The sequence below is a fragment of the Allokutzneria oryzae genome (genome assembly GCF_042429765.1).
Classification (GTDB): Bacteria; Actinomycetota; Actinomycetes; order Mycobacteriales; family Pseudonocardiaceae; genus Allokutzneria; species Allokutzneria oryzae.
On record NZ_JBHLZU010000027.1, the window covers coordinates 361617 to 374690 of the forward strand.

At 71.3% G+C, this 13074-nt stretch carries 9 protein-coding genes, 1 pseudogene and 1 riboswitch; of the genes and pseudogenes, 5 read left to right on the plus strand and 5 right to left on the minus strand.

Translation table 11 applies throughout. The annotated features are described in order from the left end of the window. Positions 1-1209 carry a precorrin-6y C5,15-methyltransferase (decarboxylating) subunit CbiE gene (gene cbiE / locus ACFFQA_RS32055; RefSeq protein ID WP_377860443.1) on the plus strand — a complete coding sequence of 403 codons (1209 nt, stop codon included), beginning with the start codon at positions 1-3 and terminating at the stop codon, positions 1207-1209. Beyond that, positions 1206-1949, plus strand: coding sequence for a precorrin-4 C(11)-methyltransferase (gene cobM / locus ACFFQA_RS32060; protein ID WP_377860445.1), 744 nt, complete (start codon positions 1206-1208; stop codon positions 1947-1949). Before cbiE ends, cobM begins: the two co-directional genes overlap by 4 nt. On the opposite strand, the gene ACFFQA_RS32065 is transcribed toward cobM, so the two are convergent. Beyond that, a complete protein-coding gene (locus ACFFQA_RS32065; RefSeq protein ID WP_377860447.1) occupies positions 1946-3016 on the minus strand; it encodes a cobalt-precorrin-5B (C(1))-methyltransferase in 1071 nt (356 codons plus the stop codon). The two genes, cobM and ACFFQA_RS32065, sit on opposite strands and share 4 nt — an antisense overlap. Before the next feature lie 17 nt (positions 3017-3033). Here ACFFQA_RS32065 and ACFFQA_RS32070 point away from each other — a divergent pair, with 17 nt between their 5' ends. Continuing rightward, on the plus strand, positions 3034-3777 hold the full coding sequence (locus ACFFQA_RS32070; RefSeq protein ID WP_377860449.1) for a cobalt-precorrin-6A reductase: 744 nt from the start codon (positions 3034-3036) through the stop codon (positions 3775-3777). Here the strand turns inward: ACFFQA_RS32070 and ACFFQA_RS32075 are convergent. Genes ACFFQA_RS32075 through ACFFQA_RS32085 form a run of 3 tightly spaced genes read right to left on the minus strand, consistent with a single transcriptional unit; the run spans position 3752 to position 7025 of the window. Then, entirely contained in the window at positions 3752-5242 is a 1491-nt protein-coding gene (locus tag ACFFQA_RS32075; RefSeq protein ID WP_377860451.1) for a precorrin-2 C(20)-methyltransferase, read from the minus strand. The genes ACFFQA_RS32070 and ACFFQA_RS32075 overlap by 26 nt on opposite strands. Continuing rightward, complete coding sequence (locus ACFFQA_RS32080; protein WP_377860453.1) at positions 5239-5865, minus strand: precorrin-8X methylmutase; 627 nt, start codon at positions 5863-5865, stop codon at positions 5239-5241. Before ACFFQA_RS32080 ends, ACFFQA_RS32075 begins: the two co-directional genes overlap by 4 nt. Further along, complete coding sequence (locus ACFFQA_RS32085; protein WP_377860455.1) at positions 5862-7025, minus strand: ferredoxin-like domain-containing protein; 1164 nt, start codon at positions 7023-7025, stop codon at positions 5862-5864. Before ACFFQA_RS32085 ends, ACFFQA_RS32080 begins: the two co-directional genes overlap by 4 nt. 74 nt (positions 7026-7099) lie before the next feature. Next, positions 7100-7165: riboswitch (cobalamin riboswitch) on the plus strand. Between the two features lie 59 nt (positions 7166-7224). Here ACFFQA_RS32085 and cobN point away from each other — a divergent pair. Next, positions 7225-10842 carry a cobaltochelatase subunit CobN gene (gene cobN, locus ACFFQA_RS32090; protein WP_377860457.1) on the plus strand — a complete coding sequence of 1206 codons (3618 nt, stop codon included), beginning with the start codon at positions 7225-7227 and terminating at the stop codon, positions 10840-10842. Between the two features lie 102 nt (positions 10843-10944). On the opposite strand, the pseudogene ACFFQA_RS32095 reads toward cobN, so the two are convergent. Continuing rightward, positions 10945-11279, minus strand: a pseudogene (locus ACFFQA_RS32095) (hypothetical protein). A 150-nt stretch (positions 11280-11429) separates the two neighbouring features. On the opposite strand from ACFFQA_RS32095, the gene ACFFQA_RS32100 reads away from it, so the two are divergent. Then, on the plus strand, positions 11430-12545 hold the full coding sequence (locus tag ACFFQA_RS32100; protein ID WP_377860459.1) for an HNH endonuclease signature motif containing protein: 1116 nt from the start codon (positions 11430-11432) through the stop codon (positions 12543-12545). The last annotated feature ends 529 nt before the right edge of the window (positions 12546-13074 follow it).

The following is a 13074-nucleotide window of genomic DNA, read 5'->3' on the forward strand; positions in this document are numbered from 1 at the left end:
GTGGAAGCTGACCTGGTCTCCGTCGTCGGGATCGGCGCCGACGGCTGGGACGGCCTCTCGGCGCCCGCACGGCGCGCGGTGCTCGCTGCCGACGTGCTCTTCGGCAGCTCCAGGCAGCTCGCGCTCGTCCCCGGTGACGGCGAGCGGGTCAGCTGGCCGTCACCGATGCTGCCCGCCCTTCCCGGCCTGCTCGAAGCCCATCGCGGCAAGGCGCTCTGCGTGCTGGCCAGCGGTGACCCGATGTTCTTCGGGGTCGGCTCCACCCTCGCGCGGCTGGTCGGGCCGGAGCGCCTGCGGGTGCTGCCACACCCGTCGTCGGTGTCGCTGGCCTGCGCCCGGCTCGGCTGGCCGCTCGACGACGTCGAGGTGGTCTCCGCGGTCGGCCGCCCGGTGGAGGCGCTGAACGTCGCGGTGCACCCCGGACGCCGCGTGCTGGTGCTCAGCGCGGACGGCGGGACCCCCGCCGAGGTCGCCGCCCTGCTCACCGCGCGCGGCTACGGCGCGAGCACGCTCACCGTGCTCGAACAGCTCGGCGGTCCCGACGAACGCCGGACCAGCGCGAGCGCCGCCACCTGGAACGAGAAGTGCGCCGCGCTCAACGTGATCGCGGTCGAATGCGCGCTCGACGGCCCACGGCTCTCATCGGTGCCCGGCCTGCCCGACGACGCCTTCGAACACGACGGCCAGCTCACCAAGCGCGAGGTCCGCGCGGTCACCCTCGCCACCCTCGCGCCCGTGCCCGGCCAGCTGCTGTGGGACGTGGGAGCGGGCGCGGGCAGCATCGCGATCGAGTGGTCACGAGCCCACCCGAGCTGCCGCGCCGTCGCGATCGAGAAGCACCCCGAACGCGCCGACCGGATCGTCCGGAACGCCGGAGCCCTCGGCGTGCCGTCGGTTCGGGTCGTGCGCGGCGCGGTGCCCGCCGCACTCGAAGGGCTTGACCAGCCGGACGCGGTGTTCATCGGCGGCGGCATCACCGTGCCTGGAGTGGTCGAGCGGTGTTTCGCCGCGCTCGCGCCGGGCGGTCGGCTCGTGGCCAACGCGGTCACCGTCGAGTCCGAGGCCGTGCTCGCGCGGTGGCACGGCGAGCTGGGCGGGGAGCTGGTGCGGCTCGCGGTCAGCAGGGGTTCGCCGGTCGGCGGTTTCACCGGCTGGCGGGCGTTGATGCCCGTGACCATCTGGAACGTCGTCAAGGGAGAACAGCAGTGACCGTGTACTTCATCGGAGCCGGACCCGGCGCGGCCGACCTGATCACGGTGCGCGGTCAGCGGCTCATCGAGGCGGCGCCGGTCTGCCTGTACGCGGGCGCGTTCGTGCCGACCGAGCTGCTGGAGCTGTGCCCGTCGGACGCGCGCGTCATCGACACCGCGAACCTCAACCTGGACCAGATCCTCGCCGAGCTGGTCGCCGCGCACGAGCAGGGCAAGGACGTGGCTCGGCTGCACTCCGGCGACCCGTCGGTGTTCAGCGCGATGGCGGAGCAGATGCGTCGCCTGGACGATGCCGGGGTGCCCTACGAGGTCGTGCCAGGCGTTCCGGCCTTCGCTGCCGCGGCGGCGACCTTGAAGCGGGAGTTCACCGTCCCCGGCGTCGGTCAGACCGTCGTGCTGACACGGACTTCCGCGCGCTCGACGCCGATGCCGGAGGGCGAGGACCTGACCTCGTTGGGCCGCAGCCGCTCCACCATGGTCGTTCACCTTGCTGTGCAACGGATTGACGAGGTCGTCGCGGAGCTGGTGCCGAACTACGGTGAGGACTGCCCGGTCGCGGTCGTGGCGTGGGCCAGCCGGGAGAACGAGGTCGTCCTGCGCGGCACCCTCGCCGACATCGCAGCGCAGGTGCACGCGGCGGGCGTCCGCAGCGCGGCGGTGATCGTGGTCGGGAAGGTGCTCACCGCGAGCGGGTTCCTCGACAGCCACCTGTACTCCACGGCCCGGTGTCGTACCTAGGCCCGGCCGACGATCACCCCGGCACGGTCGATCACCACGACATCAACCGCGACCGGGGACTCGGCGAGGACCTGACGACAGGTGGCGAGCGCGCCCACGGCGACGAGATCTCCCAGTGGCAGCCCGGCTTCCTGGCACAGGTGCAGCGCCCCGAGCGCGGTGTTCGCCGCACGGACCCGCTCGACCAGCTCGGGGCCGCCGCCCGCCTGGGCGGTGAGGTCGGCCAGCAGGTCGTGGTTCACCTGAGAGCGACCGGAATGCAGGTCCAGGTGGCCGTCGGCGAGCTTGGACATCTTGCCGATGCCGCCTGCGATCGTCAGGCGTGGCACGGGATGCCGCTTGACGTACTTCAGCACCGCGCCCGCGAAGTCGCCCATGTCCAGCAACGCGTCCTCGGGCAGGTCGTAGAGCTTCGCCGCGACCTTCTCCGATGTGCTCCCCGTGCAGCCCGCCACATGGCGGTAGCCCGCCGCGCGCGCCACGTCCACACCACGCCGGATGCTGTCGATCCACGCGGAGCACGAGTACGGCACGACGATTCCCGTTGTGCCCAAAATGGACAGTCCACCCAGGATTCCCAGGCGTGGGTTCCACGTGTGCTTGGCGATCTCCTCGCCGTTGTCCACGGAGATCTCCACGACCACGTCACCAGTTCCACCGTGCGCCTCCGCGACACGCGCGACGTGTTCGCGCATCATCTGCCGCGGCACGGGGTTGATCGCCGGTTCGCCCACCTCCAGCGGCAGCCCCGGCTTCGTCACCGTGCCGACTCCTGGGCCCGCGCGGAACACCACGCCGCTGCCCGGCGCACCGTGCCGCACTGTCGAGGAGATCAGTGCGCCGTGCGTGACGTCCGGGTCGTCGCCCGCGTCCTTGACCACCGTGGCGTAGCCGGAGCCCGGCAGCAGCTCTTCCCGGGCCAGTGCGAAAGCGGGCCGTTGGCCCTTGGGCAGCAGGATTTCCACCGGGTCGGGGAACTCGCCGGTGAGCAGCGCCGTGTAGGCCGCGGTGGTCGCCGCTGTGGCGCACGCCCCCGTCGTCCAGCCATAGCGCAGATTCGTGCTCACGGGGACAGGATGCAACAGTGACGGCAACGGTGCTGGTCCTGGGTGGGACCGGAGAGGCCAGGAAGCTCGCGGCGGAGCTCGCCGGGGAGGACCTGCGGGTCATCTCCTCGCTCGCCGGACGCGTGCGCGACCCCAAGCTGCCGGTAGGTGAGGTGCGCGTCGGCGGGTTCGGCGGCGTCGAAGGACTCACCACGTGGCTTCAGGACAACGCGGTGGATGCCGTGGTTGACGCGACGCATCCCTTCGCCAGCACGATGACCGCCTCGGCGGCGCGGGCCACTGCGATGCTGGGCATCGCCTTCCTCGTGCTGCGAAGGCCGGGCTGGGCCCCCGAGCCCGGTGACCGCTGGCACTGGGTGGACTCGCTCGACGAAGCCGCCGAGGTCCTGGAAACCCTGGGGGACCGGGTCTTCCTCACGACCGGCCGTCGCGACCTGCCCGTGTTCGCGAGGCTGGACAAGTTCTTCCTCGTCCGCTCCGTGGACGCCCCGGACACCTCGCTGGGCCGGATGCGAGTCGTGCTCGGGCGCGGACCGTTCACTGTGGACGGTGAGATCGAGCTGCTGCGCGAGCACCGCGTGGACGTGCTCGTCACCAAGGACAGCGGCGGCGGGATGACCGCCGCGAAGCTCGTCGCGGCCCGTCATCTCGGCCTGCCCGTCGTCATTCTGCGCCGCCCGCCGCTGCCTCCGGCCGTGACCGAGGTCGCGTCCGTGCCGGAGGCGGTGGAGTGGCTCATCCGGGGTAGCGGCGCGGGGTGAACACCACGCCGTCACGCCACTGGGTGGCGGACGACCCGACCAGCAGCAGGCAGCGCATGTCCACTGTGGAGGGATCGAGGTCGGCGAGCCGGACCACCCTGACCGACTCCTCCGGCCCGCCGACGTCGCGGCCGATGACCACGGGCGTGTCCGGGGAACGGTGCTCCAGCAACAGGTCCCTGGCCTTCTCCACCTGCCAGGTGCGGCTGCGCGATGCCGGGTTGTAGATCGCCAGCACCAGGTCGGCGCGCGCGGCGGCGTCGAGCCGGGTGGCGATGATCTCCCACGGCTTCAGCCGGTCCGACAGCGAGAGCACGCAGAAGTCGTGCCCCAGCGGCGCCCCGACCCGGCTGGCGACGGCCTGAGCCGCGGTGAGGCCGGGCAGCACCCTGACCGGGACGTCGGCGAACTGCTCCTCGCCCGCGACTTCGAGAACGGCGCTGGCCATGGCGAACACGCCGGGGTCGCCGGAGGACACCACGACGACGCGCGATCCGCGCTTGGCCAGGTCCAGCGCGAACGCGGCGCGCTCCGCCTCGACCTTGTTGTCCGATGCGTGCCTGCGCTGGCGCGGGTTCGGTGGCACGCGGTTGATGTAGGTGACGTAACCGACCAGGTCGTCGGCGGATTCGAGAGCCGCCTGGACCTCTGGCGTCGTCCACTCCCGCCCGGCGGGACCGAGGCCGACGACCACGACCTCGCCGGTGCCCTGGCGCGGACTGTCCGAAGTGGATGGACGGGTCTCCGTGTGCACCCGGCTCGGCAGCACCGCCACCGAGAAGTACGGCACGGTCGCGGGGTCGACATCGGCCAGCGGCTCGATGCGCTGCTTCTCCGTGGTCGCCCGCTCCACGTACCATGCCTCGCCGAGCCGTCCCGCCGTGTCCAGAGCGGACCGGACGCCCTCGAAGGTGCGGCCCAGCTTCATGATCACCGCGGAGTCGGTCGCGGCGACGCGCTGCGCCAGCACGTCGCTCGGCAGGGTTCCCGGCAGCACGGTCAGCGTCTCGTCGCGCTCCACCAGCGGCCTGCCCAGCTCCGCCGACGCGCCGCTGACCGAGGTCACACCCGGCACGACCTCAGTGGGGAAGCGGTGCGCGAGCCGCTTGTGCATGTGCATGTAGGAGCCGTAGAAGAACGGATCGCCCTCGGCCAGCACCACGACGTCGCGACCCGCTTCCAGGTGCGCGGCGAGGCGTTGCGCGCAGGAGGCGTAGAACTCGTCGATGGCGCCCTGGTAGCCGCCGGGATGGTCGGTGGTCCCGGTGGTGACCGGGTAGACCAGCTGCTCCTCGATCTGGTCGCCGCGCAGGTAGGGCTCGGCGATCGAGCGGGCGATGCTGCGGCCGTGCCGCGCGCTGTGGAAGGCGATCACGTCGGCCGCGCCGATCAGCCTGGCCGCCTTCACCGTGACCAGCTCAGGGTCCCCCGGACCCAGCCCGACGCCGTACAGCCGCCCGCTCATTCTTCCTCGCTCGCGATCGCGTTGACGGCCGCCGCGGTGATGGCGCTTCCCCCGCGCCGCCCGCGCACGACCAGGTACTCCAGTCCGAGAGTGTTGTCCGCCAAGGCGTCCTTGGACTCCGCCGCACCGATGAAGCCGACCGGGACACCCAACACCGCCGCTGGGCGCGGCGCTCCGGCGGCGATCATGTCGAGCAGGTGGAACAGCGCGGTGGGCGCGTTGCCGATCGCCACGACGGAGCCGCCGAGCCTGTCTCGCCACAGCTCCAGCGCGGCGGCGCTGCGGGTGTTGCCGAGCTCGGCCGCCAGCGCGGGGACGCGTGGATCGCGCAGCGTGCACACGACCTCGTTGTCGGCGGGCAGCCGCTTGCGGGTCACCCCGGCCGCGACCATGTTGGCATCACACAGGATCGGCGCCCCCGCCAGCAGCGCGGCGCGGGCGTCGGCGACCACGCGCGGTGAGAACCCGATGTCCCGCACCAGGTCCGTCATCCCGCACGCGTGGATCATGCGCACCGCCACCCGCGCTATGTCCTCCGGCAACCCGCTCAGGTCGCTCTCGGCACGAATGGTGGCGAAGGACTGCCGGTAGATCTCGGCCCCGTCCTTGATGTACCCGGTCACTTGTCCCTCCGGGCCACCGCGAGTGCGGCGGCCGTGTCCACTGTGTACTTGTCGTCGACCTCGTAGCCGCCCGCCGTCGCCACGACGTCGACCACCTCGCCCTGAGGACGGCCGCAGCGCCGCGAGCAGCCCGCCCAGTGCACCCGCCGCGAGCTCGGCTCCGGCTCGGCGCGCAGCCAGGCGGCCGCGTCCGCGCGCACGTCCGCGAGGGACTTCACGCAGCCGGGCATGCCCGCGCACGAGGTCACCCCGTGCCACGGCGAGCGGGGATCGGTGATCAGGTCCCGGCCGACTACGGTGCCGGGCGCGACGTCGCCGAGCACGATGCTGCGCCACGGCGTCAGTCGCAGCGTGGAACCCGCGACGCGTAACAGCTCCGAGCCCTGCGCCGCGTCGAGCCTGCCGAGCGGGGCGCCAACGACCAGCGTCCTCGGGCCCGCGAAGCCGGTCGCCAGTGGCAGGGACGGCCGGACCTCCACGCGGTGGCGCGTGATCGGCAGCGCCAGTCGCCGCAGAACCCGCTGCGGCCCCTCGACCAGCTCGGTGAGCCGCCACGCCGCGCAACCCTGCTGCGCGCGCTCGACCAGGAACGCCTGCGCGGCGGCGATCACCGTGGTGACGGTCTGGCTCTCCGGGACGCGCACGCCGGTGTCCTGACCGGCCAGCAGCAGGGCCCAGTCGGTGCCGACGGGCCCGACCCGAGCCAGCCCGACGTCCCCGCCCAGCCCGCTCACGTCGCCCCGGCTGTCGATGGTGACCAGGAACCGGCCCGGCAGGTCGGCCAGCTCCGGCCAGGAGCACAGCTCGCGGTCGAGCTCGTCGACGAGCGGCTGGTCCCCGCCGAGCGGCGAGGCGATGATGTTGCGCACACGCTCGTGGCTCACCGAGGGCAGCAACCCGGCCGCGCACAGCCGCTCGGCGAGCCGTGCCTCCGCCCCCGCCAGCAGCCCGCGGATCTGGATGTTCGCCCGCGATGTCAGCTCCAGCTGCCCGTCGCCGAACGCCGCCGACGCCGTCAGAACCGCCTTGAACTGGGCCTTCGTCAGCGTTCCCCCGGGCACCCTGATCCGCGCCAGCCCGCCGTCGGCCGCGCGGTGCACCGTGACCGCGCCGGGGCAGGCGTCCCGGCGCGAGCGGTCGGCTGTGGCGTCGGCTGGCACGCGGCGGATGCTACTTGCAGGTGGGGGAGGAAGCCGAGGACTGTCAGTATGGTCACCGCGAACGGCGATGCAGGGAGGAAGCCGGTGTGAGTCCGGCGCGGTCCCGCCACTGTCACCCCGCGAGGGGGAGCCAGGAACTCCGGCACCGCCGTGCCCACACGAGCCGGGGCGAGGACCCCGGGGGAGCGGAGCGTGCCGAGTGATCCTGCTGTTGTCGACCTCTGACACCGACCTGATGTCCGCCCGCGCCAGCGGCGCGGACTACCGGCTGAGCAACCCCGCCCGCCTCGGCGCCGAGGACCTGCCCGAGCTGACCGAGGGCGTCGACCTGGTGGTGGTGCGCATCCTCGGCGGCCGCCGCGCCTGGGAGGAGGGCCTGGACGCGCTGCTCGCGGGCGAGCGCCCGGTGGTGGTCCTCGGCGGTGAGCAGGCCCCCGACGCCGAGCTGATGGAGCTGTCCACGGTGCCCGGCGGGGTGTGCGCGGAGGCGCACGCCTACCTCGCGCACGGCGGCCCCGCCAACCTCGCCGAGCTGCACAAGTTCCTCTCCGACACCGTGCTGCTGACCGGTTTCGGCTTCGCCCCACCGGCTCCGACACCGACATGGGGTCCGCTGGAGCGCACGGCACGTCGCGACGACGGCCCGACGGTCGCGATCCTGTACTACCGCGCACACCACGTCGCCGGGAACACCGCGTTCATCCACACGCTCTGCGACGCCGTCGAGGAGTCGGGGGCGCGGGCGCTGCCGATCTACTGCTCCTCGCTGCGCACCGCGGAGCCGGAGCTGCTGGAAACCCTGCGCACCGCCGACGCACTGGTCGTCACAGTGCTCGCGGCCGGGGGCACCAAACCCGCTGCCGCCTCCGCCGGTGGCGACGAGGAAGCGTGGGACGTCGGCGCGCTCGCGGCGCTGGACGTGCCGATCCTGCAAGCACTCTGCCTCACCAGCAGCCGCGCCGCGTGGGACGACAACGACGACGGACTGTCCCCTTTGGACACCGCGACGCAGGTGGCCATCCCCGAGTTCGACGGGCGGATCATCACGGTCCCGTTCTCCTTCAAGGAGATCGACGCCGACGGCCTGACTGTCTACGTCGCCGACCCCGAGCGGGCCCGGCGGGTGGCGGGAATCGCCTACCGGCACGCCGTGCTGCGGCACATCCCACCGGCCGAACGGCGCATCGTGATCATGCTTTCGGCCTACCCCACCAAGCACTCCCGCATCGGCAACGCGGTCGGGCTCGACACCCCGGCCAGCGTGGTGCGGCTGCTCACCGCGATGCGGGAGCGCGGCTACGACGTCGGCCCGCTCGACGGCCCCGACGCGCTGCCAGGACTGGCCGCGCTCGACGGTGACGCGCTGATCCACGCGCTGATCGCGGCGGGCGGCCAGGACGCGGACTGGCTCACCGAGGAGCAGATCACCAGCAACCCGGTGCGGATGCCAGCCGCCCGCTACCGCGCCTGGTACTCCACGCTGCCGGAGGACATGCGCGAGGAGATGGAGCAGCACTGGGGCGAGGCGCCAGGTGAGCTGTTCGTCGACCGCTCAAGCGATCCGGACGGCGAGATCGTGCTCGCCGCGCTGCGCACCGGCAACGTGGTGGTGATGGTGCAGCCGCCGCGCGGCTTCGGCGAGAACCCCATCGCGATCTACCACGACCCCGACCTGCCGCCGAGCCACCACTACCTGGCCGCATACCGCTGGCTGGCCGAGGACTTCGGCGCGCACGCGGTGGTGCACGTCGGCAAGCACGGCAACCTGGAGTGGCTGCCGGGCAAGACGGTCGGCATGTCGGCGGCCTGCGGCCCGGACGCCGCGCTCGGCGACCTGCCGCTGATCTACCCGTTCCTGGTCAACGACCCCGGCGAGGGCACGCAGGCCAAGCGCCGCACGCACGCCACCCTGGTCGACCACCTGGTGCCGCCGATGTCCCGCGCCGACAGCTACGGCGACATCGCGCGGCTGGAGCAGCTGCTCGACGAGTACGGCAACATCGCCGCGATGGACCCGGCCAAGCTGCCCGCGATCCGCGCCCAGATCTGGACGCTGATCCAGGCGGCCAAGCTGGACCACGACCTCGGGATGGCCGACCGCCCGCACGACGCGGAGTTCGACGAATTCCTGCTGCACGTCGACGGCTGGCTGTGCGAGGTCAAGGACGTCCAGATCCGCGACGGCCTGCACGTGCTCGGCCTGGCCCCGACCGGCGAGGCCAGGGTGAACCTGGTGCTGGCGATGCTCCAGGCCCGCCAGATGTGGGGCGGCAAGGTCGCGGCGCTGCCGGGACTGCGCGAGGCGCTGGGGCTGGTCGAGGACGGCACGGCGTCCAGGACCGGCACCGACGCGGTCGAGGAGACCGCGCGGAAGCTGGTGCTGGGCATGGAGAACGCCCTGTGGGACGCCGCCGCCGCGGCCGGTGTCGCGCACGAGGTGCTCGGCCGCGCCGACGAGCAGATCACCGAGATCCTGACCTTCGCGGCGGTCGAGGTGGTGCCCCGGCTCGCGCGCACGACCGACGAGCTGGACATGGTGCTGCACGCCCTCGACGGCGGCTACGTGCCGGCGGGCCCGAGCGGATCTCCGTTGCGCGGCCTGGTGAACGTGCTGCCGACGGGCCGCAACTTCTACTCGGTGGACCCCAAGGCGGTGCCGAGCCGCCTCGCCTGGGAGACCGGCCAGGCGATGGCGGACTCGCTGCTGGCCCGCTACCGCGCCGACACCGGCGAATGGCCGCCGTCGGTGGGGCTGTCGATCTGGGGCACCAGCGCGATGCGCACCGCGGGCGACGACATCGCCGAGGTCCTCGCGCTGCTGGGAGTCCGCCCGGTGTGGGACGACCAGTCCCGCCGCGTCACCGGCCTCGAAGTCGTCCCGCTGGAGGAGCTGGGCCGCCCGCGCGTGGACGTCACCATGCGCATCAGCGGCTTCTTCCGCGACGCCTTCCCGCACGTGGTGGGCCTGCTCGACGACGCGGTCCGGATGGTCGCGGAGCTCGACGAGCCCGCGGACCAGAACTTCGTCCGCGCCCACGTGCTGGCCGACAAGGCCGCGCACGGCGACGAGCGCAGGGCCACGATGCGCATCTTCGGCTCGAAGCCGGGCGCGTACGGAGCGGGACTGCTGCCGCTGATCGACAGCCGCAACTGGCGCGACGACGCCGACCTCGCGGAGGTCTACGCGGTCTGGGGCGGTTACGCCTACGGTCGCGAGCTGGACGGCGTGCAGGCGCGGCCGGACATGGAGACCGCCTACAAGCGGATCGCGGTGGCGGCCAAGAACATCGACACCCGCGAGCACGACATCGCCGACTCCGACGACTACTTCCAGTACCACGGCGGCATGATCGCCACGGTCCGCGCGCTCACCGGCAAGGCACCTGCCGCCTACATCGGCGACAGCACCAGGCCGGACGCGGTGCGCACCAGGACGTTGAGCGAGGAGACCACGAGGATCTTCCGCGCCCGCGTGGTGAACCCGCGCTGGCTGGCCGCGATGCGCAAGCACGGCTACAAGGGGGCCTTCGAGCTCGCGGCGACCGTGGACTACCTCTTCGGCTACGACGCCACAACGGGCGTGGTCGCGGACTGGATGTACGAGAAGCTGACCGAGACCTACGTGCTGGACGAGGAGAACCGCAAGTTCCTCACCGAGTCCAACCCCTGGGCGCTGCACGGCATCGCCGAGCGCCTGCTGGAGGCGGCGAACCGGGGCATGTGGCAGCACCCGGAGCCGCAGACCCTCGAAGCGCTCCAGGAGATCTACCTCAGCGCCGAGGGCGACCTGGAGGAAGGCCCAGCGGCACCCCGCTGACCTCGTGACGGGGCAGCTCCACGACCCCGTGGAGCTGCCCGTGGTCGCTCGCTGAGGGACCTCCCGTAACTGATCTTGTTGTTGGTGCTGGCGGGTTTCCGGTCAGCCGGTGCGGACGATGTTGTGCAGGTGGGCGATCCCGGATACCGCGTCGGTCAGGGTGCTCGCGGCGGTTCTTCCAGCACTTCATGGTGGCCAGGGCGCGCTCGACCCGAGCGCGGATGCCGCAGTGGACGGTGCAGTCGTTGCGGTTACCCGGTGGCGGGTCGCCGGCGGCGATGACCAGCCGATGATCCCGGGGCAGCACCAGCGTGCCGTCCACGATCTCCTCGCCACCCCACCGGGCCACCAGTCGCACCAGCTTGCTGGAACTGGCCCGGCTCCAACCTGGTGAACGGGGCAATCCACTCCGACCGCGATGCCGTGATAACCCGCACCCGACCATGATCGCCTACAGATACCCCCAGACCTTCACCAGGATTACGAGAGCCCCCTTTCGTGAGGTCGCACATTTCGCTACGAAAAGTAGCACCCAATTTCACCCTGTAGAGCCATGATCACCATTTTTGGCGCGATAGAATAGGGATATGGCCCCGGATGAGACCCTCGACGCAATCGAGGACGCCTACCGCGCCGTGAATCACGCGCACGCGGTCCTGGCACGCTGTCTCGCCGAATTGGTGGTCAGCACGGATTTCGCGGAATACCCCTACCTCGGCGATGAGGTCGGCGCGTTGCTCTCGATTTCCTCACGCAAGGCCAGCACCCTGATCAACCACGCCGAGAACCTCGCCTCCCGCCCCGCCGTCCTCGCCGCCCTGGAGGAGGGTCGGATCGACCAAGGCAAAGCCCTGCTGATCGTCAACCAACTGGAACCGTTGACCGCTGTGCACGCCGAGATCGTGGAAGCGGTACTGGTGGAGTACGCCCGCACCCATCACTACAGCCGGATCCGCCAACACGCCCAACGCCTGATCGCCAAGATCGACCCGGAAGCAGCCGCCCGGCGGCATGAGGAGAAGAAGCGCACCCGGCGGGTGGAGAAGCTCAACCTCGACGACGCGATGTGCGCGCTGCGGTTCCAGTTCACCGCCCTCCAGGGAGCCCTGGTGTGGGACCGGATCGCCCGAGGCCTGGACGATGAGCGCACCATGGACCAGCGCCGCGCCGATGTCGCCTTTGACCTGTTGATGGGCAAGGAGACCGGAGCCCCGCAGGGTGAGGTGAAGGTCCTGGTGACCCTCCCCGCCACCACGCTGATGGGGATGGACCAGGAGCCGGGGATGCTCGCGGGCTATGGCCCGATTCCCGCAGACGTGGCCCGTGACATCGCCGCGGGCGGCACCTGGAAGCGGATTCTCACCGACCCGGTGACTGGGGTAGCGGTGGATGTGGGGCGCACCAACTACCGCCCGTCAGCGGCTCTCGCGGACCTGGTCCGGGCGCGGGATGTCACGTGTGTGGCGATCGGCTGTCGGCAACCGGCGCACCGGTGCGATCTGGATCATTGCGAGCCGTTCGACGGGACGAACACGGTCGCGGATGATCTGGGTGCGAAATGTCGACGGCATCACGTAATGAAACACCACACGCGGTGGAAACGAACCCAGCTCCCGGGTGGTATCCATATCTGGACCACCCCGATGGGAAGAACGTATGTGCGGGAACCGGAGCCGATAGCGGATCCTGCTCCACCGTTTTAAAACCCGACCCCGGCTAGCCCGCCACCACTAGAGGTGAGCGGGCTAGCGGTAGTGGGTGGTCAAGGAAATGCGCGCCCGAGTCCGGGAGAATTATCCGAGGGCAACCCGACGGAGTCGGGGCGGCAGCCCGGCCGTAAACGCCACCACGGCGTCAACGCCGCCACAGCCCTCAACGCCGCCACAGCCCTCAACGCCGCCACAGCCCTCAACTCCGCCACGGCGTCAACGCCACCACATCCCTCAACAGCACGACAAGCGCGGCAGCACAGCCCTCAACTCCGCCACGGCGTCAACTCCGCCACAGCCCTCAACAGCACGACAAGCGCGGCAGCACAGCCCTCAACTCCGCCACGGCGTCAACTCCGCCACAGCCCTCAACAGCACGACAAGCGCGGCAGCACAGCCCTGAACAGCAACGCCCTTCGGCAACACGGCCCCGAAACGACAGAGCAACGTCATCGACGCCGACCACCCCATCGCCCCGAAGAACGACCCACCCGGGCACCGTGGTCGAATCTGGGCATATCAC